Annotated in this window: 24 protein-coding genes and 1 tRNA gene; 23 read left to right on the top strand and 2 right to left on the bottom strand. The window is 66.5% G+C overall.

All coding sequences use genetic code 11. The features are described from left to right. Nucleotides 1-25: 25 nt before the first annotated feature. The gene (locus ASF45_RS05520; protein WP_162243962.1) at nucleotides 26-1072 is read right to left on the bottom strand and encodes a tripartite tricarboxylate transporter substrate binding protein; all 1047 of its coding nucleotides are present in this window, start codon (nucleotides 1070-1072) and stop codon (nucleotides 26-28) included. A 141-nt stretch (nucleotides 1073-1213) separates the two neighbouring features. On the opposite strand from ASF45_RS05520, the gene ASF45_RS05525 reads away from it, so the two are divergent. The 3 genes from ASF45_RS05525 to dcd all read left to right on the top strand — a co-directional run bounded on the left by ASF45_RS05525 (nucleotide 1214) and on the right by dcd (nucleotide 4037). Beyond that, complete coding sequence (locus ASF45_RS05525) at nucleotides 1214-2059, top strand: LysR family transcriptional regulator (RefSeq protein WP_082550823.1); 846 nt, start codon at nucleotides 1214-1216, stop codon at nucleotides 2057-2059. A gap of 185 nt (nucleotides 2060-2244) precedes the next feature. Further along, the gene (locus tag ASF45_RS05530; protein WP_082550824.1) at nucleotides 2245-3411 is read left to right on the top strand and encodes a BMP family ABC transporter substrate-binding protein; all 1167 of its coding nucleotides are present in this window, start codon (nucleotides 2245-2247) and stop codon (nucleotides 3409-3411) included. A 59-nt stretch (nucleotides 3412-3470) separates the two neighbouring features. Further along, entirely contained in the window at nucleotides 3471-4037 is a 567-nt protein-coding gene (dcd, locus tag ASF45_RS05535; RefSeq protein WP_056658233.1) for a dCTP deaminase, read from the top strand. Nucleotides 4038-4041: 4 nt separating this feature from the next. On the opposite strand, the gene ASF45_RS05540 is transcribed toward dcd, so the two are convergent. Then, nucleotides 4042-5256: an adenylate/guanylate cyclase domain-containing protein gene (locus ASF45_RS05540; RefSeq protein WP_056658236.1), complete on the bottom strand. Its 1215-nt coding sequence runs from the start codon at nucleotides 5254-5256 to the stop codon at nucleotides 4042-4044. Between the two features lie 153 nt (nucleotides 5257-5409). On the opposite strand from ASF45_RS05540, the gene ASF45_RS05545 reads away from it, so the two are divergent. The 20 genes from ASF45_RS05545 (at nucleotide 5410) to ASF45_RS05640 (ending at nucleotide 24563) form a co-directional block, all read left to right on the top strand. Further along, nucleotides 5410-6285 carry a neutral zinc metallopeptidase gene (locus ASF45_RS05545; protein WP_056658239.1) on the top strand — a complete coding sequence of 292 codons (876 nt, stop codon included), beginning with the start codon at nucleotides 5410-5412 and terminating at the stop codon, nucleotides 6283-6285. A gap of 147 nt (nucleotides 6286-6432) precedes the next feature. Further along, on the top strand, nucleotides 6433-6699 hold the full coding sequence (gene rpsO, locus ASF45_RS05550) for a 30S ribosomal protein S15 (protein WP_056658242.1): 267 nt from the start codon (nucleotides 6433-6435) through the stop codon (nucleotides 6697-6699). A 229-nt stretch (nucleotides 6700-6928) separates the two neighbouring features. Then, nucleotides 6929-9091 (top strand): polyribonucleotide nucleotidyltransferase, encoded by a 2163-nt coding sequence (gene pnp / locus ASF45_RS05555; protein ID WP_056658245.1) that lies wholly within the window; start codon nucleotides 6929-6931, stop codon nucleotides 9089-9091. 94 nt (nucleotides 9092-9185) lie between these two features. Beyond that, nucleotides 9186-10172: an NAD(P)H-quinone oxidoreductase gene (locus tag ASF45_RS05560; protein ID WP_056658248.1), complete on the top strand. Its 987-nt coding sequence runs from the start codon at nucleotides 9186-9188 to the stop codon at nucleotides 10170-10172. A gap of 5 nt (nucleotides 10173-10177) precedes the next feature. After that, the gene (gene tpiA / locus ASF45_RS05565) at nucleotides 10178-10933 is read left to right on the top strand and encodes a triose-phosphate isomerase (protein ID WP_056658771.1); all 756 of its coding nucleotides are present in this window, start codon (nucleotides 10178-10180) and stop codon (nucleotides 10931-10933) included. Nucleotides 10934-10957: 24 nt separating this feature from the next. Next, the gene (gene secG, locus ASF45_RS05570) at nucleotides 10958-11338 is read left to right on the top strand and encodes a preprotein translocase subunit SecG (RefSeq protein ID WP_056658251.1); all 381 of its coding nucleotides are present in this window, start codon (nucleotides 10958-10960) and stop codon (nucleotides 11336-11338) included. A gap of 157 nt (nucleotides 11339-11495) precedes the next feature. Next, a tRNA-Leu gene (locus tag ASF45_RS05575) sits at nucleotides 11496-11580 on the top strand. A 63-nt stretch (nucleotides 11581-11643) separates the two neighbouring features. Continuing rightward, complete coding sequence (locus tag ASF45_RS05580) at nucleotides 11644-12003, top strand: NADH-quinone oxidoreductase subunit A (RefSeq protein WP_056658254.1); 360 nt, start codon at nucleotides 11644-11646, stop codon at nucleotides 12001-12003. A 27-nt stretch (nucleotides 12004-12030) separates the two neighbouring features. Then, the gene (locus ASF45_RS05585) at nucleotides 12031-12513 is read left to right on the top strand and encodes an NADH-quinone oxidoreductase subunit B family protein (protein ID WP_056175322.1); all 483 of its coding nucleotides are present in this window, start codon (nucleotides 12031-12033) and stop codon (nucleotides 12511-12513) included. Nucleotides 12514-12516: 3 nt separating this feature from the next. After that, nucleotides 12517-13125, top strand: a complete 609-nt coding sequence (locus tag ASF45_RS05590) for an NADH-quinone oxidoreductase subunit C (RefSeq protein WP_056658257.1) — start codon at nucleotides 12517-12519, stop codon at nucleotides 13123-13125. A 28-nt stretch (nucleotides 13126-13153) separates the two neighbouring features. Then, on the top strand, nucleotides 13154-14407 hold the full coding sequence (locus ASF45_RS05595) for an NADH-quinone oxidoreductase subunit D (RefSeq protein WP_056658260.1): 1254 nt from the start codon (nucleotides 13154-13156) through the stop codon (nucleotides 14405-14407). After that, the gene (gene nuoE, locus ASF45_RS05600; RefSeq protein WP_056658263.1) at nucleotides 14404-14940 is read left to right on the top strand and encodes an NAD(P)H-dependent oxidoreductase subunit E; all 537 of its coding nucleotides are present in this window, start codon (nucleotides 14404-14406) and stop codon (nucleotides 14938-14940) included. Before ASF45_RS05595 ends, nuoE begins: the two co-directional genes overlap by 4 nt. Further along, nucleotides 14937-16280, top strand: a complete 1344-nt coding sequence (gene nuoF, locus ASF45_RS05605) for an NADH-quinone oxidoreductase subunit NuoF (RefSeq protein ID WP_056658267.1) — start codon at nucleotides 14937-14939, stop codon at nucleotides 16278-16280. Before nuoE ends, nuoF begins: the two co-directional genes overlap by 4 nt. Before the next feature lie 16 nt (nucleotides 16281-16296). Then, a complete protein-coding gene (gene nuoG, locus ASF45_RS05610; RefSeq protein ID WP_056658269.1) occupies nucleotides 16297-18441 on the top strand; it encodes an NADH-quinone oxidoreductase subunit NuoG in 2145 nt (714 codons plus the stop codon). Continuing rightward, nucleotides 18438-19514: an NADH-quinone oxidoreductase subunit NuoH gene (gene nuoH / locus ASF45_RS05615; RefSeq protein WP_056658272.1), complete on the top strand. Its 1077-nt coding sequence runs from the start codon at nucleotides 18438-18440 to the stop codon at nucleotides 19512-19514. Before nuoG ends, nuoH begins: the two co-directional genes overlap by 4 nt. Before the next feature lie 15 nt (nucleotides 19515-19529). After that, entirely contained in the window at nucleotides 19530-20042 is a 513-nt protein-coding gene (nuoI, locus tag ASF45_RS05620) for an NADH-quinone oxidoreductase subunit NuoI (protein WP_056658275.1), read from the top strand. A 24-nt stretch (nucleotides 20043-20066) separates the two neighbouring features. After that, on the top strand, nucleotides 20067-20726 hold the full coding sequence (locus ASF45_RS05625) for an NADH-quinone oxidoreductase subunit J (protein WP_056658278.1): 660 nt from the start codon (nucleotides 20067-20069) through the stop codon (nucleotides 20724-20726). Continuing rightward, nucleotides 20723-21031: an NADH-quinone oxidoreductase subunit NuoK gene (gene nuoK, locus ASF45_RS05630; protein WP_056175349.1), complete on the top strand. Its 309-nt coding sequence runs from the start codon at nucleotides 20723-20725 to the stop codon at nucleotides 21029-21031. The genes ASF45_RS05625 and nuoK overlap by 4 nt, the downstream gene beginning before the upstream one ends. 10 nt (nucleotides 21032-21041) lie before the next feature. Then, nucleotides 21042-23066, top strand: coding sequence for an NADH-quinone oxidoreductase subunit L (gene nuoL, locus ASF45_RS05635; protein ID WP_056658281.1), 2025 nt, complete (start codon nucleotides 21042-21044; stop codon nucleotides 23064-23066). 21 nt (nucleotides 23067-23087) lie between these two features. Next, nucleotides 23088-24563 (top strand): NADH-quinone oxidoreductase subunit M, encoded by a 1476-nt coding sequence (locus ASF45_RS05640; RefSeq protein ID WP_056658284.1) that lies wholly within the window; start codon nucleotides 23088-23090, stop codon nucleotides 24561-24563. Nucleotides 24564-24576 lie beyond the last annotated feature (13 nt).

The raw sequence follows: 24576 nt of genomic DNA on the forward strand, positions 1-24576 counted from the left end.
GGTGTCGGGCCCTTGCATGCGGCGATCAGGTCGGCTGGATGCCGGCGCTGCGCACCAGCTCGCCCCAGCTCTGCACGTCCTGGCGGAACATCGCGCCCCATTGCTCGGGTGTGGTCGGTGGCTGCACGGGGAACAGGGCCAGGTCGAAGAGCCGTCCCTTGACCTCGGGCAGCGCGATGATCTGGTTGACCACCCGGTTCAGGCGGTCCACGACCGCGCGCGGCGTGCCGGCCGGCGCGAACATCCCGTGCCAGCCGACCAGCTCGAAGGGGATGCCGAGCTCGGCCAGCGTGGGCACGTCGGGCAGCGATGGCAAGCGGGCGGTGCCGTTCAGCGCGAGCGCGCGCAGCTTGCCGGCCTTCACCTGCGGCGTCTGCGACAGCGCGTCGAGGATGGCCAGCGTCACCTGTCCGCCCATCAGGTCGGTGCCTGCGTTGCCCGAGGAGTAGGGCACATGCGTCATCGTGATGCCGGCCAGGCGGTTGATGCTCTCGCCCATCAGGTGAGAGGGCGAGCCGATGCCGAAGGAGGCGAAGCTCACGCCCTGGGGCTCCTTCCTGGCCAGTGCCACCAGGTCGGCCATGCTGCGCAGCGGCGAGTCCGCGCGCACCAGCACGAGCAGGGGGGCGGTCGCCATCTTGGTGACCGGCACGAAGTCCTTGACCGGGTCGTAGCCCAGGCTGCGGAACAGCGATGGCGCAATCGCGAATCCCCCGGCCGTGGTCATGACCGTGTAGCCGTCGGCCGCCTGCCGTGCCGCGAACTGCGCGCCGATGTTGCCGCCCGCACCGGTGCGGTTGTCGACGACCACAGGCTGGCCCAGCAGCGGCTGCATGCGTTCGGCCAGCAGGCGCGCGACGATGTCGCCGCCACCGCCGGCGGCCCAGGGATGGACCAGGCGGATGGGGCGGTCGGGCCAGCCGCCGGATGCTGCGGCCGCCTGGGCGTGCGCCGACGCCAACGGCAGCCCCGCCACGGCCGCTGCGGCGGTCGTGAACAGGCGCTGGACCGCCTGGCGCCGGCCGGCGTCGTGGTGTAGCGGCATGGGCGGGCGACGGGGGATGGACGGCATGGTGGATTCCTTGGAGCAGGTTGCGACAGCGGGCGCCGCGGCTCCGGGCATGGCCATTCGGAGGGGCGATGCGACGCATGATTGCGGAAACCGGCAGCGACCAGAACGGCCAAGTTCTACTGCCGTCATTACCATCCGCTTATGACCCGCCCTCGCGCCCGAACCGACGCGGCCAGTGCCATGGCGATGCAGTGGACACGCCGCATCCGTCTGCGCCACCTGGAGGTGCTGCTGGCCATCGCGCGGCACCGCAGCCTCACGGAGGCGGCGGTCGCCCTGGACATCACCCAGCCGGCGGTGTCGCAGTGGCTGGCCGACATCGAGGCGGCCGCCGGGGTGCGCCTGTTCGAGCGTGGGCAGCGCTTGCGGCCGACGCCGTTCGCCGCGCCGATCCTGGCCCATGCCGGCCGCGTGCTGCAGGATGCCCAGCGCGCCTTCGCGGAGCTGTCCGTCATCCGCGCGGGCGGTGCCGGCCTGGTGCGCGTGGGCGCCATGCGGGTGGCGGCCGCGTCGCTGGTGCCGGCGGCGGTGCTGCGGCTGCGGGCGCAGGTGCCGGGTGTCGAACTGGCGCTGGTCGAGGACATCGCCGCGCGCCTGTGGGAGGCCTTCGAGCGCAACGAACTCGATGTGCTCGTGACCAGGCTGGACACCCGCGTGCTGGGCTCCGGCCTGCCCCACCGGGCGCTGTTCGCCGACCGCTACCGCGTGGTGTGCGGGCCGCAGCATCCGCTGGCGGGGCGCAAGCGCGTGGGCTGGCGGGATGCTGCGCGCCACCCATGGCTGATGCCTGGGGCCGGTACGCCGCTGCAGGAGGCGCTGAGCGCCACGTTCGCGGCAGCGGGATTGGCCATGCCGCCCGTGCTGCTGACCTCGGCCTCGGGTGCCGCCAACGTCGCGCTGCTGGGCAGTCGGACGCCCTGGCCCTGCACTCCAGCGTGGTCGCGCAGAGCCTGCAGGAGCAGGGCGCGCTGGTGGCGCTGCCGCTGAGCCTGACGCACGACTCGGGGAACGTCGGCCTGGTGTGGCGGGAGCTGTCGCCGGGGCCGGTGGTCGAGGCGGTTCTGCAGGCCCTGGCCGAAGCCTCTCGGTAAAGGGGAGCCGGCGGCCGGCGCTGCGTGCGCCGCGCATGGTGGACAATACGCGCCCCTTTCCCCGTCCCTTTCGGACATCCCATGAAGAGCGTCACTTCTAAAATACGCAGCAGCGGCCTTGGCCGCGCTTTCATTTCTGCCGACCGCTGCACGGCACAACCTTCTTCCTCCGCGCTGTCGCGCAGGCACCTGCTGGCCACCGTCGCCACCGTGTGCCTGCCCGGCCTGGCCGCGGCGCGCGATCCGCTCAAGATCGGCTTCCTCTACGTGGCCCCGCTCACCGATGCGGGCTGGGTGCGCCAGCACGAGGAGGGCCGCAAGGCCGTGCAGGCCGCGCTCGGCAGCCAAGTGCAGACGCGCTACGTGGAGAACGTGGCCGAGGGCCCGGACGCCGAGCGTGTGATCCGCGAACTCGCGCAGCAGGGCTGCGGCCTGATCTTCACGCCCAGCTTCGGCTACATGGAGCCCACGCTGCGCGTGGCGCGCGACTTTCCCGAGGTGCGCTTCGAGTCCATCACGGGCTACAAGACCGCGCCCAACGTGGCCACGGCCAATGCGCGCTACTACGAAGGCCGCTATCTCGCCGGCGTGGCGGCCGGCCGCATGACCAGGACCGGCATGGCCGGCTACGTGGCGGGTTTTCCGATTCCCGAGGTGTTGCAGGGCATCAACGCCTTCACGCTGGGCCTGCGCTCGGTGGCGCCGCAGGCAGGCGTGCGGCTGGTCTGGCTGCAGGCCTGGTTCGATCCGCCGCGCGAGCGCGACGCGGCCATGACGCTGATGAACCAGGATGCCGACGTGATGGCCTTCCACACCGGTTCGGGCGCGGTCATGACGGCCGCGCAGGAGCGCGGCAAGCTGGCCATCGCCTACCACTCCGACATGCGCAAGCTGGGCCCCGATGCGCAGCTGGTGTCGGTGCGCCACGAATGGGGCGACTACTACACGCGGCGTGCACGCGCCGTGCTGGACGGCAGCTGGAAGAGCGCCAGCGTCTGGGGCGGTGTGCGCGAAGGCATGATCCGTGTGGGCGACTTCGGCTCGCGCGTGCCCAAGGCCGTGCAGGACGAGGTGCTGGCACGCCAGCAGGACATCGCGGCTGGGCGCCTGCATCCCTTCCATGCCACCGGCGCGCTGCGCGACAACACGGGCCGCGTGGTGCTGGAGGCCGGCCGCACGCTGGCCGATCCGCAGATCCTCGCGATGGACTGGCTGGCCGAAGGCGTGGTGGGCGGGCTGCCGCGCTGACATCCCAGGCTGCGGGCGGCACCTACAATCGCCGCCCGTTTCAGAGAGAGCCTTCACCCATGACGATCAAGAGCGACAAGTGGATCCGCCGCATGGCCGAACAGCACGGCATGATCGAGCCGTTCGAGCCCGGCCAGGTCCGCGAGCGCGAAGGCCACAAGATCATCAGCTACGGCACCAGCAGCTACGGCTACGACATCCGCTGCGCACCGGAATTCAAGGTCTTCACCAACATCCACAGCACGGTGGTGGACCCCAAGCACTTCGACGAGAAGAGCTTCGTGGACTTCCACGGCGACAGCTGCATCATCCCGCCCAACAGCTTTGCGCTGGCGCGCACGGTGGAGTACTTCCGCATCCCGCGCAACGTGCTGACCATCTGCCTCGGGAAGAGCACCTACGCGCGCTGCGGCATCATCGTCAACGTGACGCCGTTCGAGCCCGAATGGGAAGGCTATGTGACGCTGGAGTTCTCCAACACCACGCCGCTGCCGGCCAAGATCTACGCGGGCGAGGGCTGCGCCCAGGTGCTGTTCTTCGAGAGCGACGAGGTCTGCGAGGTCAGCTACAAGGACCGCGGCGGCAAGTACCAGGGCCAGGTCGGCGTGACGCTGCCCAAGACCTGATGCGTCAGGCGGGCGGCGCCGCGTCCAGCGCGGCCAGCGCCGCTGCCAGGTCCTGGCGCGCACGGGCGCGCGTTTCCTCGGTCAGCCGGTTCGGGTCCAGCGTGAGCTGCAGGCCGGCGTAGTTTTGGTGGATGCCGGGGCGCTGCTCCGGCTCGTCGGGGTGGATGCCCTGCAGCGCGAAGCAGCGCACATCGCGCGAGACGCCCTTGGCCGCCAGCGGCTCGCGCTCCTCGGCCTGGAACTCGTCCTTGACCAGCGCATAGGTCTCGTAGGACATGACCACGCCATCGGGCGTGCCGTTCTGCTCCAGCCGCGCGGCGATATTGACCTCGCTGCCGATCACCGTGTAGTCCATGCGCTGCTCGCTGCCGAAGTTGCCGACGTGGCAGAAGCCGGTGTTGATGCCGATGCGCACCTGGAAGGGCTGGCGATAGCCCTTGTCGCGCCAGACCGCCTGCAGCTCGCGCATGCGGCGCTGCATGGCCACGGCCATGCGCACGCACTGGCGCGCGTCCTCCTCCACGCCGCGCGTCTCCGGGTCGCCGAAGAAGATCACGATGGCGTCGCCGATGAACTTGTCGATGGTCGCGCCGTGGTCCAGCGCGATCTTGGACATCTCGGAGAAGTAGTTGTTCAGGAAGTAGGTCAGGTCCTCGGGCTGCATGCGCTCGGCATTGCGCGTGAAGTCCTTGATGTCGGAAAAGAAGATCGTGAGCTTCTTGCGCACGGCGGAAATCGAGACGTCCTGCGCGCCCTCGAAGATCGACTTGTAGATCTGCGGCGAGAGGTAGCGCGAGAGTTTTTCCGACAAGGAGCGCAGCATGCGCGTGCGCGTGGACAGCGCGATGTGGTTGTGCACGCGCGCGAGCAGGATGGGCGGACTCAGCGGCTTGGTGATGTAGTCGACCGCGCCGAGCTCGAAGCCCTTTTCCTCCGAATGTTCGTCCGTCATCGCGGTCAGGAAGATCACCGGGATGTGCGAGAGCGTGGGGTCGGCCTTGAGCCGGCGGCAGACCTCGTAGCCGTCGATCTCCGGCATCATGATGTCCAGCAGGATCAGGTCGGGCGGCGCGTTGGCGGCCGTGGCCAGCGCCTTGGCACCGTGGTTCACGACCTTCACGCGGCAGCTGTCGCGCAGCAGCGCGGCCATCAGCGTGAGGTTGTCCGCGGTGTCGTCGACCACGAGGACGGTGGGTTTGTCGGCCGGGGTCAGGTCCATCGGCAGGCTTCCTTCGGTGTGCAGCGGTGCCAGGGGCGGGGCAAGACCGGCATCCGCGGCGGATCGTACATGCGGAAACATTGGTGTCGGGCGCCGCCCGCCTGTCCGCCGGACGAGCGGTACCATCACGCCACTACAAGGCAGGAGAGACCCATGCGCTGGGAAGGAAATCGAGAGTCCGAGAACGTCGAAGACCGGCGCGGGCAGGGCGGCGGCGGCCGCCCAGTGTTCGGTGGCCGCAACATCGGTATCGGCACCATCGTCATCGCGCTGGTCGGCGGCTGGGTGCTGGGCGTGAACCCGCTGACCTTGCTGGGCATGCTGAGTGGAGGAGGGCCGGTGGCCATCGAGCAGCCGCAGGGGCCGGCCCAGCGCCCGCCGGCCGACGACCAGATGGCCAAGTTCGTCTCCACCGTGCTGGCCGACACCGAGGACGTCTGGCGCAAGCAGTTCGCCGAGGCCGGCGGCCAGTACCGCGACCCCACGCTCGTGCTGTTCCGTGGCGCCACGCGCACGGCTTGCGGCCAGGGCCAGGCCGCCATGGGGCCGTTCTATTGCCCGGCCGACCAGAAGGTCTATATCGACCTCGGCTTCTACGAGACGCTCAAGAACCGCCTCGGCGCGCCGGGCGAGTTCGCGCAGGCCTATGTGATCGCCCACGAGGTCGGCCACCATGTGCAGAATCTGCTGGGCATCACGGCCAAGATGGACCAGATGCGCCAGCGCATGAGCGAGGTGCAATACAACGGCATGAGCGTGCGCCTGGAACTGCAGGCCGACTGTTTTGCCGGGGTATGGGCGAACAAGGCCCAGGACGCGCGCCAGATCCTGGAGAACGGCGACATCGAGGCGGCCATGAACGCGGCCGCCAAGATCGGCGACGACGCACTGCAGCGCGGCAGCGGCGGTGCCGTCGTGCCCGAGAGCTTCACGCACGGCAGCAGCGCCCAGCGCCAGCGCTGGTTCGCCAACGGCCTCAAGACCGGCAGCGTGAAGGCTTGCGATACCTTCTCGGCCGGCTCACTTTGAGCATCGCGCTATAATCTTCGGGCTTTGCCTCGTGCAAGGCGCACGTTGGCGGTCAGTTCCGTCGGCCAACGCAAGTGAAACCTCCGGAACCTGCCCTTGCCGTACCGCGGCGAGATGCGTCAGGGTCCGGTCCATTCTGGAAATTCCATGATTGCAGCATCCATCAAGGCCGAGGTCGTCAAGGCCAACGCCCGCGCCGCCAACGACACTGGCAGCCCCGAAGTTCAAGTTGCACTGCTGACCGCACGCATCAACGAGCTGACCCCCCACTTCAAGACCCACGCCAAGGACCACCACGGTCGCCGTGGCCTGCTGCGCATGGTGAGCCGCCGCCGCAAGCTGCTGGACTACCTGAACGCCAAGGACCACGACCGCTACGCGGCCCTGATCGCCAAGCTGGGTCTGCGCAAGTAATCCGCCGAACCTGAAGGTTCACAAGGCGCCTGAGTTGGTTCGCTGGCTCAGGCGCTTTGCACTTCAAAAACCGACAAAAAACCGACAGTTGCCACGCGCGGGTACGCGCTGTGTCATTCCACAAGCGGCCCGCACCGCGGATTCTTGTGGAATGGCATCGTTCCTTCGCAGGCGCTGTCTCCATCCCGGCCGGCAATGACGCCGCGCCGAAACCAACGAGGAGTACCGCATGACGATGTTCAATAAAGTCACCAAGACCTTCCAATGGGGCCAGCACACGGTCCGCATGGAGACCGGCGAGGTCGCACGCCAGTCCACCGGCGCCGTGCTGCTGGACATGGACGGCACCGTGGTGCTGGCCACGGTCGTCGCCAAGACCACCGGCAAGCCCGGCCAGGATTTCTTCCCTCTGACCGTCGACTACCTGGAAAAGGGCTACGCCGCCGGCAAGATCCCGGGCAGCTTCTTCAAGCGCGAAGGCCGCCCCAGCGAATACGAAACGCTGACCAGCCGCCTGATCGACCGGCCGATCCGCCCGCTGTTCCCCGAAGGCTTCTTCAACGAAGTGCACGTGGTCATCCACACGCTGTCGCTGAACCCAGAGGTCGATGCCGACATCGCCGCCATGGTCGCTGTCAGCGCTGCGCTGTCGGTCAGCGGCGTGCCGTTCGCCGGCCCCATCGGCGCGGCCCGCGTGGGCTATGTCAACGGCCAGTACGTGCTGAACCCGGGCCAGACCGCCCGCAAGGATTCGGTGCTGGACCTGGTCGTCGCCGGCACCGAAGCCGCCGTGCTCATGGTCGAGTCCGAGGCCCAGCAGCTCAGCGAAGAGGTCATGCTGGGTGGCGTGGTGTTCGGCCATGAGCAGGCCCGCATCGCCATCGAGGCGATCCACGAACTCGTGCGCGACGCTGGCAAGCCGGTCTGGAACTGGCAAGCGCCTGCCCGCGACGAAGCGCTGATCGCCAAGGTCACCGCCGCCGCCGAAGAGAAGCTGCGCGCCGCCTACCAGTTGCGCAACAAGCAGGCCCGCACCGAAGCCACGCGCGCGGCCTACGCCGATGTGCTGGCCGTGCTGAAGGCCGACGGCACCGAGTTCGACAGCGTCAAGGTCGAAGGCCTGCTGTTCGACATCGAAGCGCGCATCGTGCGCGGCCAGATCCTGGCCGGCGAGCCGCGCATCGACGGCCGCGACACGCGCACCGTGCGCCCGATCGAGATCCGCAACAGCGTGCTGCCGCGCACCCACGGCTCGGCGCTGTTCACGCGCGGCGAGACCCAGGCCCTGGTGGTGACCACGCTGGGCACCGAGCGCGACGCGCAACGCATCGACGCACTGTCGGGCGACTACGAAGACCGCTTCATGCTGCACTACAACATGCCTCCGTTCGCCACCGGCGAAACGGGCCGCGTGGGTTCGCCGAAGCGCCGCGAGATTGGCCACGGCCGTCTGGCCAAGCGCGCCCTGGTGGCCGTGCTGCCGACCAAGGAAGACTTCCCCTACACCGTGCGCGTGGTCAGCGAGATCACCGAGTCGAACGGCTCCTCGTCCATGGCTTCGGTCTGCGGCGGCTGCCTGTCGATGATGGACGCCGGCGTGCCGCTGAAGGCGCACGTGGCCGGCATCGCCATGGGTCTGATCAAGGACGGCAACCGCTTCGCCGTGCTGACCGACATCCTGGGCGACGAGGACCACCTGGGCGACATGGACTTCAAGGTGGCCGGCACGACCAATGGCGTGACGGCACTGCAGATGGACATCAAGATCCAGGGCATCACCAAGGAAATCATGCAGGTCGCGCTGGCCCAGGCCAAGGAAGCCCGCATGCACATCCTGGGCAAGATGCAGGAGGCCATGGGCGCTGCCAAGACCGAGGTGTCGAGCTTCGCGCCGCGCCTGTTCACGATGAAGATCAACCCCGAGAAGATCCGCGACGTGATCGGCAAGGGCGGCTCCGTGATCCGCGCGCTGACCGAAGAGACCGGCACGCAGATCAACATCGAGGAAGACGGCACCATCACCATCGCTTCCGCCGATCCGGCCAAGGCCGAGGAAGCCAAGCGCCGCATCGAGCAGATCACGGCCGAGGTCGAGATCGGCAAGGTCTACGAAGGCCCGGTCACCAAGATCCTGGACTTCGGTGCGCTGATCAACCTGCTGCCCGGCAAGGACGGCCTGCTGCACATCAGCCAGATCGCGCACGAGCGCGTCGAGAAGGTCACGGACTACCTGAGCGAAGGCCAGATCGTGAAGGTCAAGGTGCTCGAGACCGACGAAAAGGGCCGCATCAAGCTGTCCATGAAGGCGCTGCTGGACCGTTCGGCGCCGCAGGCGTACGCACCCGCACCGGTGTCCGCACCGGTCGACGCTGCACCCGGCCAGCCCGAGTAAGCCTGCGTTGCGACGCGCCGCGTCTGCTTGACGCGGCGCACCGCACCGGCTGCAGCGATGCTGGGCCGGTACCTTGTACTTTCGAGGACTCGCGATGAAAGCTATCGAGATCACGACCTATGGCGCCCCCGAGGTGCTGCAGCTGGCCGAGCGCCCGGACCCCGTGGCCGGCGCTGGCGAGTTGCTGCTGCGCGTGCGTGCCAGCGGCGTGAACCGGCCCGACGTGCTGCAGCGCACCGGCAACTACCCGGTGCCGCCCGGCGCGTCCGACATTCCCGGCCTGGAGGTGGCGGGCGTCATCGAGTCCGGTGATGCGGAAGAGCTGCGTGCCGCGGGCCTGAGCATCGGCGACCGCGTCTGCGCCCTGGTGGCCGGCGGCGGCTATGCCGAGCTGTGCGTGGCGCCGATCGCGCAATGCCTGCCGGTGCCCGCCGGATTGACGGACGAGGAAGGCGCGAGCCTGCCCGAGACCTTCTTCACGGTCTGGAGCAATGTGTTCGACCGCGCGCGCCTGCAGCCAGGTGAAACCCTGCTGGTGCAGGGCGGCACCAGCGGCATCGGCGTGACGGCGATCCAGCTCGGCAAGGCGTTGGGTGCGTGCGTGATCGCCACGGCCGGCAGCGACGAGAAGTGCGCGGCCTGCCTGGCATTGGGTGCCGACCACGCGATCAACTACAAGACTGCCGACTTTGCCGAGGAGGCCCACAGGCTGACCGACGGCAAGGGTGTCGATGTGATCCTGGACATGGTCGCCGGTGCCTACGTGGCGCGCGAGATCAACTGCCTGGCTGAAGACGGCCGCCTGGTCATCATCGCGGTGCAGGGCGGTACCAAGGCCGAGGTCAATGCCGGCCTGGTGCTGCGCCGCCGCCTGACGGTGACGGGCTCCACGCTGCGGCCGCGGCCGGTAGCGTTCAAGGGGGCCATCGCGCAGTCGCTGCGCCGCCATGTGTGGCCGCTGATCGAGGCCGGCCAGATCAAGCCGGTGATCCACAGCCGCTTTGCCGCGGCGGAGGCCGCCAAGGCCCACACGTTGATGGAATCGAACCAGCACATCGGCAAGATCGTCCTGACCTGGTGAGCAAGATGAGCAAGAAGCAACTGATTGCAGGCAACTGGAAGATGAACGCCAGCCTGGCGGGCAGCGAGGCGCTGGTGCGCGGCGTGCTCGAAGGCCTGGCTGCGGCGCCCGCCATGTGCGATGTGGCCATGTGCGTGCCCGCGCCCTACCTCGCGGCCGTGCAGGGCTGGCTGGCGGGCCAGACGGCCGTGCAGGCTGGTTCGCAGGATGTGTCGCAGCATGCCAGCGGCGCCTACACCGGCGAGGTCAGCGCCGACATGCTGCGCGACTTCGGCGTGCGCTACGCCATCGTCGGCCACTCCGAGCGTCGCCAATACCACGGCGAGACCGACGAGGTCGTCGCGGCCAAGGCGCAGCGCGCACTGGCGGCGGGCATCACGCCCATCGTCTGCGTGGGCGAGACGCTGGCCGAGCGCGAAGCCGGCCACACCGAAGAAGTGGTGCGGCGTCAGCTGGCGGCAGTGGTCCATGTGAACGGCCATTGCATCACCGAGATCGTGGTGGCCTACGAGCCCGTCTGGGCCATCGGCACCGGCAAGACCGCCACGCCCGAACAGGCCCAGCAGGTGCATGCCGTGCTGCGCGCGCAGCTCGCCGCGGCCAGCAGCCATGCCGACCGCATCCCGCTGCTGTACGGCGGCAGCATGAACGCATCGAACGCGGCCAGCCTGCTGGCCCAGCCCGACATCGACGGTGGCCTGATCGGCGGCGCGTCGCTCAAGGTTCCGGATTTCCTGGCCATCGTGGCCGCCGCCCGCTGAGGGCCCTGAAGAGGTTTTGCAGAGATGAATGTGTTGTTGAACTTGGTCCTGGCGGTGCAGATCCTGTCGGCCCTCGGGATGATCGGCCTGATCCTGATCCAGCATGGCAAGGGCGCCGACATGGGCGCCGCCTTCGGCAGCGGCAGCGCCGGCAGCCTGTTCGGTGCCAGCGGCAGTGCCAACTTCCTATCACGCACCACGGCGGTGCTGGCCGTCGTGTTCTTCGTCGCGACGCTGGCGCTGGCCTACTTCGGCAACCGCCAGCCCACGAGCGCAGGCAGTGTGCTGGAGCGCGCGGTGCAGGAGGCGCCGGCACCGGCGTCGCAAATCCCGGGTTCGGGTGTCTCGGCGCCGGCAGCACCGGCCGTTCCGGCTTCGGGCGCGGGCCAGATCCCGACGCAGTGATCCCATGCTGGCGCATCTCTGGATGCGTCAGCGAAATTTCCCTGGCGTCAGCCTGGGAACCCTGCGGTTTCAGGGTAAACTCGAATGCTGTCTGGAAAGCCAAACAACTAGCTCGACAAGAGCGAAGTTCCTCATGCCATCCAGGCACGACAAAACCGCCGTCGTGGTGAAATTGGTAGACACGCTATCTTGAGGGGGTAGTGGCGAAAGCTGTGCGAGTTCGAGTCTCGCCGACGGCACCAACTTAAGTCGGCATGCAAGCACCCCACGCTTGCATGCCGACGCAGCGGTGAAGAAGTCCCCAGATGAACCTCGGCCAATACCTCCCAGTCCTTTTGTTCATCCTGGTGGGTATAGCGGTCGGCATCGCACCGCAGTTGCTGGGCTACCTGCTCGGCCCCAACCGGCCCGACGCGGCCAAGAATTCCCCCTACGAGTGCGGTTTCGAAGCCTTCGAAAACGCGCGCATGAAGTTCGACGTGCGCTACTACCTCGTCGCCATCCTGTTCATCCTGTTCGACCTGGAAATCGCGTTCCTGTTTCCCTGGGCCGTGGCATTGAAGGACGTGGGCGTGGTGGGCTTCTGGGCCGTCGTCATGTTCCTGGCCATCCTGGTCGTCGGGTTCGTCTACGAATGGAAAAAGGGTGCGCTGGACTGGGAGTGATCCTGGTCGGGCAACTGGAGAATAGCTATGGCCATTGAAGGCGTTTTCAAGGAAGGCTTCGTCACGACCTCGTACGACGCGGTGGTGAACTGGGCCAAGACCGGCTCGCTGTGGCCCATGACCTTCGGTCTGGCGTGCTGCGCGGTCGAGATGATGCACGCGGCCGCTGCGCGCTATGACATCGGCCGTTTCGGCGCCGAGGTGTTCCGCGCCAGCCCGCGCCAGTCCGACCTCATGATCGTGGCCGGCACGCTGTGCAACAAGATGGCGCCGGCCCTGCGCAAGGTCTACGACCAGATGGCCGAGCCGCGCTGGGTGCTGTCCATGGGCTCGTGTGCCAATGGCGGCGGCTACTACCACTACAGCTATTCCGTGGTGCGTGGCTGCGACCGCATCGTGCCGGTCGATGTCTACGTGCCGGGCTGCCCGCCCACGGCCGAAGCGCTGATCTACGGAATCATCCAGCTGCAGCAGAAGATCCGCCGCACCCAAACCATTGCCCGCGTCTGATCCATGACCGTCTTTGCTGTTGATCTCCAAGTCCTCAAGGACACGGTCGCCACGACGCTGGGCGACAAGGTGCAGGCGCTCAAACTCGAGCGCGGCGAAGTCACCGTGACCGTCAAGGCCGCCGACTACATCGACGCCATGCAGACCCTGCGCGACGCGCCCGGCTGCAAGTTCGAGCAACTCATCGACCTGTGCGGCGTCGACTACTCCGCCTACCGCGATGCGGTGTGGGAAGGTCCGCGCTTCTGCGTGGTCTCGCACCTGCTGTCCGTGAGTCTGAACCAGCGCCTGCGCGTGAAGGTGTTCTGCCTTGATGACGACCTGCCCATGCTGCCGTCCCTCATGCACCTGTGGGCCTCGGCCAACTGGTTCGAGCGCGAGGCCTTCGACCTCTATGGCATCCTGTTCGACGGCCACATTGACCTGCGCCGCATCCTGACCGACTACGGCTTCATCGGCCATCCCTTTCGCAAGGACTTCCCGCTGTCGGGCCATGTGGAAATGCGTTACGACGAAGAGCTCCGCCGCGTGGTCTACCAGCCCGTGAGCATCGAGCCGCGCGAGATCACGCCCCGCGTGATCCGCGAAGACAACTACGGCGGCCTGCACTGAGCGCGCGAGGCCGACCCGCGGACACCCCATGGCAGAAATCAAGAACTACACCCTGAACTTCGGCCCGCAGCACCCGGCCGCGCACGGCGTGCTGCGGCTGGTGATGGAGCTCGACGGCGAGGTCGTGCAACGCTGCGACCCGCACATCGGGCTGCTGCACCGCGCCACCGAGAAGCTGGCCGAACACAAGACCTTCATCCAGTCGCTGCCCTACATGGACCGGCTGGACTACGTCTCGATGATGTGCAACGAGCACGCCTACTGCCTGGCCATCGAGAAGCTGCTCGGCATCGAGGTGCCGATCCGCGCGCAATACATCCGCGTGATGTTCTCCGAGATCACGCGCATGCTGAACCACCTGATGTGGCTCGGCTCGCACGGCAACGACTGCGGCAGCTCCACCATCCTGATCTACGCGTTCCGCGAGCGCGAAGACCTGTTCGACATGTACGAGGCCGTCTCCGGCGCGCGCATGCACGCGGCCTACTTCCGTCCGGGCGGCGTCTACCGCGACCTGCCGGACACCATGCCGCAGTACACGGTCAGCAAGATCAAGAACGCCAAGGCGCTGGCGCGTATGAACGAGAACCGTCAGGGGTCCATGCTGGACTTCATCGACGACTTCACCAAGCGCTTCACGACCTACTTGGGCGAGTACCACACACTGCTGACCGACAACCGCATCTGGAAGCAGCGCACCGTGGGCATCGGTGTCATGGATGCCGACCGCGCACTGAACCTGGGCCTCACGGGTCCGATGCTGCGCGGCTCCGGCATCGCCTGGGACCTGCGCAAGAAGCAGCCCTACGACGTCTACGACCGCATGGACTTCGACATCCCGGTCGGCAAGACCGGCGACAGCTACGACCGCTACCTGGTCCGCATGGAAGAGCTGGCCCAGTCCAACCGCATCATCAAGCAGTGCGTGGACTGGCTGCGCGTGAACCCCGGCCCCGTCATCACCGACAACCACAAGGTGGCGGCGCCCTCGCGCGAGGGCATGAAGGCCAACATGGAAGAGCTGATCCACCACTTCAAGCTCTTCACCGAAGGTTTCCACGTGCCCGAGGGCGAGGCCTATGCCGCCGTTGAGCATCCCAAGGGCGAGTTCGGCATCTACCTCGTCAGCGACGGTGCTAACAAGCCCTACCGCCTGAAGATCCGTCCGCCCGGCTTCGTGCACCTGGCAGCGCTCGACGAAATGTCGCGCGGCCACATGCTGGCCGACGCCGTGGCGATCATCGGCACCTTGGACATCGTGTTCGGAGAGATCGACCGATGAGCGCAGCAGCTCCCCATTCCGCATCCGCCGCGCCGGCGCCTGCCTTGTCGCAGGAGACGCTGGACCGTTTCGCGCGCGAGATCGCCAAGTACCCCTACGAGGGCCGCGCGTCGGCCGTGATGGCATGTCTGTCGATCGCACAGCAGCAGCACGGCCACGTGTACCCCGAGCACGAGAAGATCATCGGCGAGCTGCTGGGCATGCCGACGATCGCCGTGCACGAGGTCACGACCTTCTACAACATGTACAACCAGCAGCCGGTCGGCAAGTTCAAGCTGAACGTCTGTACCAACCTGCCGTGCCAGCTGCGCGACGGTTACAAGGCGCTGCACCACCTGGAGCACAAGCTCGGCATCACGATGGGCGAGACCACGGCCGACGGCCTGTTCACGCTGCAGCAGAGCGAGTGCCTGGGCGCCTGCGCCGACTCGCCCGTGATGCTGGTCAACGACCGCACCATGTGCAGCTTCATGAGCAACGAGAAGCTCGACCAGCTCATCGACGGGCTGCGTGCAGCGGAAGGCAAAGCATGAACGCAGATCAAGTTCTGGCGCAGTTCGCCGCCACCGGCGTGCAGACCTGCTTCCACGGCCGCCACATCAACCCGCAGATCTACGCCGATCTGAACGGCAGCAACTGGCGCCTGAAGGACTACGAAGCCCGCGGCGGCTACCAGGCCCTGAAGAAGATCCTGGCCGCCGACGGTGGCGAGGGCCTCACGCAGGACCAGGTCATTGCGACCATGAAGGAATCGGCCCTGCGCGGCCGCGGTGGCGCGGGTTTCCCGAGCGGCCTGAAGTGGAGCTTCATGCCGCGCCAGTTCCCGGGGCAGAAGTACCTGGTCTGCAACTCGGACGAGGGCGAACCCGGGACCTGCAAGGACCGCGACATCATGATGTACAACCCGCACATCGTGATCGAGGGCATGATCATCGCGGCCTACGCGATGGGCATCACGGTCGGCTACAACTACATCCACGGCGAGATCTTCCAGGTCTACGAACGCTTCGAGGAAGCCCTGGAAGAAGCCCGCGCGGCCGGCTACCTGGGCAACGAGATCCTGGGCAGCAAGCACAGCTTCCAGCTGCATGCCTCGCACGGTTTCGGCGCCTACATCTGCGGCGAGGAAACCGCGCTGCTCGAATCGCTGGAAGGCAAGAAGGGCCAGCCGCGCTTCAAGCCGCCGTTCCCGGCCAGCTTCGGCCTCTACGGCAAGCCGACCACGATCAACAACACCGAGACCTTCGCGGCGGTGCCGTGGATCATCCGCAATGGCGGGGCCGCCTACCTCGAATGCGGCAAGCCCAACAACGGCGGCACCAAGATCTTCTCGGTCTCGGGCGACGTCGAGCTGCCGGGCAACTACGAGATTCCGATGGGCACGCCGTTCACCAAGCTGTTGGAGCTGGCCGGTGGCGTGCGCAAAGGCCGCACGCTCAAGGCCGTGATCCCGGGCGGATCGTCCTCGCCGGTGCTGCCGGCCGCGATCATGAACGAGTGCACGATGGACTACGACTCCATCGCCAAGGCCGGCTCCATGCTGGGCTCGGGCGCACTGATCGTGATGGACGACACGCGCTGCATGGTCGAGTCGCTCAAGCGCCTGTCGTACTTCTACATGCACGAGTCCTGCGGCCAGTGCACGCCCTGCCGTGAAGGCACGGGCTGGCTCTGGCGCCTGGTGGACAAGGTGCACCGTGGGGCAGGGCAGTCCAGCGACATGGACCTGCTCAACTCCATCGCAGACAACATCCAGGGCCGCACGATCTGCGCGCTCGGTGACGCCGCGGCCATGCCCGTGCGCGCCATGATCAAGCACTTCCGCCACGAATTCGAGGCCATGTGCAAGAAACCCGCGACGGCGCAGGCCTGAACGAGAAGCACCCGATATGGTTGAAATCCAAGTCGACGGCAAGAAGGTCGAGATCGCCGAAGGCAGCATGGTCATGCATGCGGCCGACAAGGCCGGGACCTACATCCCGCACTTCTGCTACCACAAGAAACTGTCCATCGCGGCCAACTGCCGCATGTGCCTGGTGGACGTGGAGAAGGCGCCCAAGCCCATGCCGGCCTGCGCCACCCCGGTCACGCAGGGCATGATCGTCCACACCAAGAGCGACAAGGCGCTGAAGGCGCAGAAGTCGGTCATGGAGTTCCTGCTCATCAACCACCCGCTGGATTGCCCGATCTGCGACCAGGGCGGCGAGTGCCAGCTGCAGGATCTGGCCGTGGGCTACGGCGGTTCGTCTTCGCGCTACGTCGAAGAAAAGCGCGTGGTGTTCCACAAGGACGTGGGCCCGCTGATCTCCATGGAGGAGATGAGCCGCTGCATCCATTGCACGCGCTGCGTGCGCTTCGGCCAGGAAGTGGCCGGCATCATGGAACTGGGCATGATCCACCGGGGCGAGCACTCCGAGATCACGACCATCACGGGCGAGACCGTGGACTCCGAGCTGTCGGGCAACATGATCGACATCTGCCCGGTCGGTGCGCTCACGAGCAAGCCCTTCCGCTACAGCGCCCGCACCTGGGAGCTGTCGCGCCGCAAGAGCGTGAGCCCGCACGATTCCACCGGTGCCAATCTGATCGTGCAGGTCAAGAACCACAAGGTCATGCGTGTCGTGCCGCTCGAGAACGAGGCCGTCAACGAGTGTTGGATCGCCGACCGCGACCGCTTTTCCTACGAATCGCTGAACAGCGACGAGCGCCTGACCCAGCCCATGCTCAAGCAGGGCGGCCAGTGGCAGACCGTGGACTGGCAGACCGCGCTGGAATACGTGGCGAATGGCCTGAAGCAGATCAAGGCCGACCATGGTGCGTCCAGCATCGGCCTGCTGGCCAGCCCGCACAGCACGCTGGAAGAGCTGAGCCTGGCCGGCGCCCTGGTGCGCGGCCTGGGCAGCGACAACATCGACCACCGTCTGCGCCATGCCGAATTCGCGCCTGCCGAAGGCGTGCGCTGGCTGGGCATGCCGATCACGGCGCTGTCCACGCTGCAGCGCGTGCTGGTCGTGGGTTCCAACCTGCGCAAGGACCACCCGCTGTTCGCGCAGCGCATCCGCCAAGCCGCGCGCAAGGGCGCCAAGGTGCACGCCATCGCCTCGTGCAGCCAGCTGGCCGATGCCGACGCCTGGGCCATGACGCTGGGCGCCACGCTCAAGGCCGAAGCCGGCGACTGGCTGCAGGCTTTGGCCGATGTGGCCACTGCCATCGGCGCCGAGAAGGGCGTCGCCGCCCCTGCCGCAGGCCAGGCGCACGAAGCCGCACAGACCGTCGCCAAGTCGCTGCTGTCCGGTGACCGCAAGGCCGTGCTGCTGGGCAATGCCGCTGCGCACCACGCCCAGGCCGCCAGCCTGCTGGCGCTGGCGCAGTGGATCGCCGAGCAGACCGGTGCCAGCTTCGGCTACCTGACCGAAGCGGCCAACACCGTGGGTGCCCAGTTCGTCGGCGCCCAGCCCAAGGCCGATGGCCGCAACGCCGCCCAGATGCTGGCCGGTGGCCTCAAGGCCGTGCTGCTGCTCAACAACGAGCCCGAGTTCGATTCCGCGGCTGGCGCCAGCGCCGCCGCGGCACTCGACGCGGCCGAGATGGTCGTCACGCTGAGCCCGTTCAAGGCCAACATGGCCTTCTCCGACGTGCTGCTGCCGATCGCCCCATTCACCGAGACCTCGGGCAGCTTCGCCAACGCCGAAGGCCGCGTGCAGAGCTTCCACGCCGTCGTGCGCCCGCTCGGCGAGACGCGTCCGGCCTGGAAGGTGATCCGCGTGCTCGGCAACATGCTGGGCCTGCCGGGCTTTGCCCAGGAGTCCTCGCAGGACGTGCTGGCCAGCCTGGGCCTGGTGCAGGCCGACGGTGGCACCCACGTGCCGGCCGACCGCCTGTCGAACGCGACCCGCGCTGCCGTGGCCCCCGTGGCTGCCGTCGCGGCGCCCGCGGTCGCCAGCATTTACCAGTTGGACAGCCTGGTGCGCCGGGCCACGTCCTTGCAGTTGACCGCGGATGCGCGGCAAGCCCAGGGAGCGAGCGCAGCATGATCGACAGCATCTACGGTTTCGGCCAAGGCCTGGTCGCAGCCAGCTGGTGGACCGGCGGCATCTGGCCCGTGGTCTGGGGCATGATCAAGATCCTCTGCGTGCTGCTGCCCCTGCTGGGCGCGGTCGCCTATGCCACGCTGTGGGAGCGCAAGTTCCTGGGCTGGATCCAGGTCCGCCACGGTCCCAACCGCGTGGGCCCGCTGGGCCTGCTGCAGCCGATCGCCGACGCGCTCAAGCTGCTGACCAAGGAACTGATCAACCCGTCCGCCGCGAGCTCGGGCCTGTTCCGTCTCGGCCCCATCATGGCCATCATGCCGGCGCTGGCGGCCTGGGTGGCCGTGCCCTTCGGCCCCGAGGCCGTGATCGCCAACGTCAACGCCGGTCTGCTGCTGATCATGGCCATCACCTCGATCGAGGTCTATGGCGTGATCATCGCGGGCTGGGCCTCGAACTCGAAGTACGCCTTCCTGGGCGCGCTGCGCGCCTCGGCCCAGATGGTGAGCTATGAAATCGCGATGGGCTTTTGCCTCGTGATCGTGATCATGGTGTCGGGCAGCCTGCACCTGGGCGAGATCGTTGCCGCGCAGGCCAAGGGCATGGGCGCCAACATGGGCCTGGGCTTTTTGTCCTGGAACTGGCTGCCGCTGCTGCCGGTGTTCGTGGTCTACCTGATCTCTGGCGTGGCCGAAACCAACCGCCACCCCTTCGACGTGGTCGAAGGCGAGGCCGAGATCGTGGCCGGCCACATGGTCGAGTACTCGGGCATGGGCTTCGCCATCTTCTTCCTGGCCGAGTACGCCAGCATGTGGCTGGTCTCCATCCTCGCGGTGCTGATGTTCCTGGGCGGCTGGCTGTCGCCCATCGGCTTCCTGGACTTCATTCCGGGCTGGATCTGGCTGGGCCTGAAGACCTTCTTCGTGCTCTCGCTGTTCATCTGGATCCGCGGCACCTTCCCGCGCTTCCGCTACGACCAGATCATGCGTCTGGGCTGGAAGATCTTCATTCCCGTCACGCTGGTGTGGCTGCTGCTGGTCGGTGGCTGGATGCAGACGTCCTGGAACATCTGGAAATAAGGCGGAGACCCCACGATGACCACCGCTACCGCTTCCTCTGGCTTCTCGGTCAAGGATTTCCTCAAGAGCTTCATGCTCGCCGAGCTCTTCAAGGGCATGGTGCTGACCGGCCGCTACGCGTTCAAGCGCAAGGTGACCGTGCAGTTCCCCGAGGAGAAGACCCCGCTGTCGCCGCGCTTCCGCGGCCTGCACGCACTGCGCCGCTACGAGAACGGCGAAGAGCGCTGCATCGCCTGCAAGCTGTGCGAGGCCGTGTGCCCCGCCATGGCGATCACGATCGAGTCCGACGTGCGCGACGACGGTTCGCGCCGCACCACGCGCTACGACATCGACCTGACCAAGTGCATCTTCTGCGGCTTCTGCGAAGAGAGCTGCCCGGTCGATTCCATCGTCGAGACCCACATCCTCGAATACCACGGCGAAAAGCGCGGCGACCTGTACTTCACCAAGGACATGCTGCTGGCCGTGGGCGACCGCTACGAAAAAGAAATCTCGGCCGCCAAGGCAGCCGACGCCCCGTACCGTTAACGGCCAGGCGCCCCGAAGAAAAAAATGGACGTCAAGACAGGCTTCTTCTATCTGTTTTCGCTCGTGCTGCTGTTCGCGGCATTCCGGGTGATCACAGCGCGCAATCCGGTACACGCCGTGCTGTACCTGATCCTCGCGTTCTCGCAGGCTTCTGCGATCTGGCTGCTGCTGCAGGCCGAGTTCCTGGCCATCGTGCTGGTGCTGGTCTACCTGGGAGCGGTGCTCGTGCTGTTCCTGTTCGTCGTGATGATGCTGGACGTGGACGTCGCCTCACTCGGTAGAACGCTGCGCAGGCACTTCTGGTTCGCCATGCTGTTCGGCCTGGTCATCGCGCTCGAAATGGCGTGGATCCTGATGGGCGGCTTCCGCGCCACCGACGAATCGCGCAACCTGGCCGGTGCCGCCGCCCAGGCCGCCACGCAGATGTCCAACACCAAGGCGCTCGGCATCCTGCTGTACACCGAGTACCTGTACCCGGTCCAGGTGGCGGCCTGCATTTTGCTGGTGGCCATGATCGCCGCCATCGCGCTGACGCTGCGCGGCCGCAAGGACACCCGCAACGTCCGTCCTGAAGACCAGGTCCGCGTGCGTGCCGCCGAGCGTGTTGCGCTGGTCAAGGTCGACGCCACGCGCCCCGCGCCCCCACCGCCCGCACCGGCTGCAGCCGAGGAGAAGAAGGCATGACGCTCAGTCTTGGACACTTCCTGTCGCTGGGCGCGATGCTGTTCGCGCTGTCGGTGATCGGCATCTTCCTGAACCGCAAGAACCTGATCGTGCTGCTGATGGCCATCGAGCTGATGCTGCTGGCGGTCAACATGAACTTCGTGGCGTTCTCGTACTACCTGAACGACATGCATGGGCAGATCTTCGTGTTCTTCATCCTGACCGTGGCGGCCGCCGAGTCCGCCATCGGCTTGGCGATCCTGGTGCTGTTGTTCCGCAACCGCTCCAGCATCAACGTGGACGAACTCAACACGCTCAAGGGCTGAGAACAACAACATGAGCCAAACACTCTCGGCCTCCACGCTATTGGCCGTCCCCTTGGCGCCGCTGGTCGGCTCCGCGCTGGCCGGCATCTTCGGCACCGCCTTCGGTGGTAACAAGATCGGCCGCCGCCTGTCGCACTCGTTGACCATCCTCGGCGTCTTCGTCGCCTTCGTGATCGCGGCGATGACGCTCAAGAGCGTCGCGCTGGACGGTGCCCGCTTCAACGAGACCCTCTACACCTGGATGGTGGTCGGCCAGCTCAAGATGGAAGTCGGCTTCCTGGTCGACGGCCTCACGGCCATGATGATGGTCGTCGTGACCTTCGTCTCGCTGATGGTGCACATCTACACCATCGGCTACATGGAAGAGGACGCCGGCTACAACCGCTTCTTCGCCTACATCTCGCTGTTCACCTTCTCCATGCTGATGCTCGTGATGAGCAACAACATGCTGCAGCTGTTCTTCGGCTGGGAAGCCGTGGGCCTGGTGTCCTACCTGCTGATCGGTTTCTGGTTCAACAAGCCGACGGCCATCTTCGCCAACATGAAGGCCTTCCTGGTCAACCGGGTCGGCGACTTCGGCTTCATCCTGGGCATCGGCCTGATCGCCGCCTACGCCGGTACGCTGAACTACACCGAGATCTTTGGCCAGGCCGACGCCATCGGCAAGCTGGGCTTCCCCGGCACCGACTGGATGCTGGTCACCGTCATCTGCATCTGCCTGTTCATCGGCGCCATGGGCAAGAGCGCGCAGTTCCCGCTGCACGTCTGGCTGCCCGACTCGATGGAAGGTCCCACGCCGATCTCCGCGCTGATCCACGCCGCCACCATGGTGACGGCCGGCATCTTCATGGTCGCGCGCATGTCGCCGCTGTTCGAACTGTCGGACACCGCGCTGAACTTCATCCTCGTGATCGGTTCCATCACGGCGCTGTTCATGGGTTTCCTGGGCATCATCCAGAACGACATCAAGCGTGTGGTGGCCTATTCCACGCTGTCGCAGCTGGGCTACATGACGGTGGCGCTGGGCGCCTCGGCCTACTCGGTCGCGGTGTTCCACCTGATGACGCACGCCTTCTTCAAGGCGCTGCTGTTCCTCGGTGCCGGCTCGGTCATCATGGGCATGCACCACAACCAGGACATCCGTTGGATGGGCGGCGTGCGCAAGTACATGCCCATCACCTGGATCACCTCGCTGCTGGGCTCGCTGGCACTGATCGGCACGCCGCTGTTCTCGGGTTTCTATTCCAAGGACAGCATCATCATCGCCACGCACGCCAGCCACCTGCCCGGTGCCGGTTTCGCGCAGTTCGCGGTCATGGCCGGCGTGTTCGTCACGGCGTTCTACTCGTTCCGCATGTACTTCCTGGTCTTCCACGGCAAGGAGCGCTACGACCAGAACCCCGACGCGCACCATGACGACCACCACGGGCACGACGACCATGGCCACGGCCACGGTCCGCACGAGTCGCCCTGGGTCGTCACGGCGCCGCTGGTGCTGCTGGCCATCCCTTCGGTCATCATCGGCTACCTGACCATCGGCCCGATGCTGTTCGGCGAGTTCTTCAAGGATTCGATCTTCGTCAACGGCCAGATCCACCACGCCATGGCCGAATTGGCCGAGGAGTACCACGGCCCCGTCGCCATGGCCCTGCACGGCCTGCAGACCGCGCCATTCTGGCTGGCGCTGGCCGGTGTCGCGCTGTCCTACTACATGTACATGGTCAACCCGGCACTGCCGGCGGCCATCAAGCGTGCCTGCATGCCGATCTACACGCTGCTGGAAAACAAGTACTACCTGGACTGGATCAACGAGAACATCCTGGCGCGCGGCGCCCGTGCCCTGGGCTACGGCCTGTGGAAGGGCGGCGACCAGGCCATCATCGATGGCGCCGTGGTGAACGGCTCGTGGAAGCTCGTGGGCTGGGTTGCCGGCGTCGTGCGCCGCGTGCAGACCGGCTTCATCTACCACTACGCGCTGGTCATGATCCTCGGCATCTTCGTGCTGATGACGTACTTCGTCTGGTTCAACAAATAAGGCTGAGGGAGAAGAACAAAAATGGGTTTGTTGAGCCTTGCGATCTGGACGCCGATCTTCTTCGGCGCCGTGCTGCTGGCCCTGGGCAGGGATGAGCACGCGCGCGCCGTGCGCTGGTTGGCGCTGCTGGGCGCCATCATCAGCCTGCTGGTCACGCTGCCGCTGTACAGCGGTTTCGACAACGCGACGGCTGCCATGCAGTTCGTCGAGAAGGCGCCCTGGATTGCGCGCTTCAATGTGCACTACCACCTGGGCCTGGACGGCATCTCGTTCTGGTTCGTGCCGCTGACGGCCTTCATCACGGTGATCGTCGTGATCGCCGGCTGGGAAGCCATCACCACACGTGTGAACCAGTACATGGGCGCGTTCCTGATCCTGTCCGGTCTCATGATCGGCGTGTTCTCGGCGCTGGACGGCCTGCTGTTCTACGTGTTCTTCGAGGCCACGCTGATCCCGATGTACCTGATCATCGGCATCTGGGGCGGCCCGAACAAGATCTACGCGGCCTTCAAGTTCTTCCTGTACACGCTGCTGGGCTCGCTGCTGCTGCTGATTGCGCTGATCTACCTGTACGTGCACTCGGGCGGCAGCTTCGACATCCAGACCTGGCACGACCTGCCGCTGGCGCGCAATGCGCAGACGCTGCTGTTCTTCGGCTTCTTCGCGGCCTTCGCCGTCAAGGTGCCGATGTGGCCGGTCCACACCTGGCTGCCCGACGTGCACGTGGAAGCGCCCACCGGCGGCTCGGCCGTGCTGGCGGCGATCATGCTGAAGCTGGGTGCCTACGGCTTCCTGCGCTTCTCGATGCCGATCGCGCCCGACGCCGCGCACGAATGGGCCTGGCTCATGGTGGCGCTGTCGCTGATCGCCGTGGTCTACGTCGGCCTGGTCGCGATGGTGCAGCAGGACATGAAGAAGCTGGTGGCGTACTCGTCGGTGGCCCACATGGGCTTCGTCACGCTGGGCTTCTTCATCTTCAACGACCTGGGCGTCTCCGGCGGCCTGGTCCAGATGATCGCGCACGGCTTCGTGTCGGGCGCGATGTTCCTGTGCATCGGCGTGCTGTACGACCGCGTGCATTCGCGTGAGATCGCGGCCTACGGCGGCGTTGTCAACACCATGCCCAAGTTCGCGGCCTTCGCGCTGCTGTTCGCCATGGCCAACTGCGGCCTGCCGGCCACGGCCGGTTTCGTGGGCGAGTGGATGGTGATCCTGGGGGCGGTCAAGGCCAATTTCTGGCTCGGCCTGCTGGCGGCCACGGCACTGATCTTTGGCGCGGCCTACACGCTGTGGATGTACAAGCGCGTCTACCTGGGACCGGTGGGCAACGACCACGTCAAGGAACTCGAAGACATCAACGCGCGCGAATTCCTGATGCTGGCGCTGCTGGCGATCGCGGTGCTGGCCATGGGCATCTATCCCAAGCCCTTCACCGACGTGATGGACGTGTCGGTGGCCGAGCTGCTCAAGCACGTGGCTGTGTCCAAGCTGAACTGAGCGGGGCGAGAGA

It is taken from the genome of Pseudorhodoferax sp. Leaf265 (assembly GCF_001422365.1).
Lineage (GTDB): Bacteria > Pseudomonadota > Gammaproteobacteria > Burkholderiales > Burkholderiaceae_C > Pseudorhodoferax.

Bases quoted from the DNA above. Each gene is read 5' to 3' on its own strand.
- ASF45_RS05520 (WP_162243962.1), bottom strand. From the start codon at position 1,072: ATGCCGTCCATCCCCCGTCGCCCGCCCATGCCGCTACACCACGACGCC.
- ASF45_RS05525 (WP_082550823.1), top strand. From the start codon at position 1,214: ATGACCCGCCCTCGCGCCCGAACCGACGCGGCCAGTGCCATGGCGATG.
- ASF45_RS05530 (WP_082550824.1), top strand. From the start codon at position 2,245: ATGAAGAGCGTCACTTCTAAAATACGCAGCAGCGGCCTTGGCCGCGCT.
- dcd (WP_056658233.1), top strand. From the start codon at position 3,471: ATGACGATCAAGAGCGACAAGTGGATCCGCCGCATGGCCGAACAGCAC.
- ASF45_RS05540 (WP_056658236.1), bottom strand. From the start codon at position 5,256: ATGGACCTGACCCCGGCCGACAAACCCACCGTCCTCGTGGTCGACGAC.
- ASF45_RS05545 (WP_056658239.1), top strand. From the start codon at position 5,410: ATGCGCTGGGAAGGAAATCGAGAGTCCGAGAACGTCGAAGACCGGCGC.
- rpsO (WP_056658242.1), top strand. From the start codon at position 6,433: ATGATTGCAGCATCCATCAAGGCCGAGGTCGTCAAGGCCAACGCCCGC.
- pnp (WP_056658245.1), top strand. From the start codon at position 6,929: ATGACGATGTTCAATAAAGTCACCAAGACCTTCCAATGGGGCCAGCAC.
- ASF45_RS05560 (WP_056658248.1), top strand. From the start codon at position 9,186: ATGAAAGCTATCGAGATCACGACCTATGGCGCCCCCGAGGTGCTGCAG.
- tpiA (WP_056658771.1), top strand. From the start codon at position 10,178: ATGAGCAAGAAGCAACTGATTGCAGGCAACTGGAAGATGAACGCCAGC.
- secG (WP_056658251.1), top strand. From the start codon at position 10,958: ATGAATGTGTTGTTGAACTTGGTCCTGGCGGTGCAGATCCTGTCGGCC.
- ASF45_RS05580 (WP_056658254.1), top strand. From the start codon at position 11,644: ATGAACCTCGGCCAATACCTCCCAGTCCTTTTGTTCATCCTGGTGGGT.
- ASF45_RS05585 (WP_056175322.1), top strand. From the start codon at position 12,031: ATGGCCATTGAAGGCGTTTTCAAGGAAGGCTTCGTCACGACCTCGTAC.
- ASF45_RS05590 (WP_056658257.1), top strand. From the start codon at position 12,517: ATGACCGTCTTTGCTGTTGATCTCCAAGTCCTCAAGGACACGGTCGCC.
- ASF45_RS05595 (WP_056658260.1), top strand. From the start codon at position 13,154: ATGGCAGAAATCAAGAACTACACCCTGAACTTCGGCCCGCAGCACCCG.
- nuoE (WP_056658263.1), top strand. From the start codon at position 14,404: ATGAGCGCAGCAGCTCCCCATTCCGCATCCGCCGCGCCGGCGCCTGCC.
- nuoF (WP_056658267.1), top strand. From the start codon at position 14,937: ATGAACGCAGATCAAGTTCTGGCGCAGTTCGCCGCCACCGGCGTGCAG.
- nuoG (WP_056658269.1), top strand. From the start codon at position 16,297: ATGGTTGAAATCCAAGTCGACGGCAAGAAGGTCGAGATCGCCGAAGGC.
- nuoH (WP_056658272.1), top strand. From the start codon at position 18,438: ATGATCGACAGCATCTACGGTTTCGGCCAAGGCCTGGTCGCAGCCAGC.
- nuoI (WP_056658275.1), top strand. From the start codon at position 19,530: ATGACCACCGCTACCGCTTCCTCTGGCTTCTCGGTCAAGGATTTCCTC.
- ASF45_RS05625 (WP_056658278.1), top strand. From the start codon at position 20,067: ATGGACGTCAAGACAGGCTTCTTCTATCTGTTTTCGCTCGTGCTGCTG.
- nuoK (WP_056175349.1), top strand. From the start codon at position 20,723: ATGACGCTCAGTCTTGGACACTTCCTGTCGCTGGGCGCGATGCTGTTC.
- nuoL (WP_056658281.1), top strand. From the start codon at position 21,042: ATGAGCCAAACACTCTCGGCCTCCACGCTATTGGCCGTCCCCTTGGCG.
- ASF45_RS05640 (WP_056658284.1), top strand. From the start codon at position 23,088: ATGGGTTTGTTGAGCCTTGCGATCTGGACGCCGATCTTCTTCGGCGCC.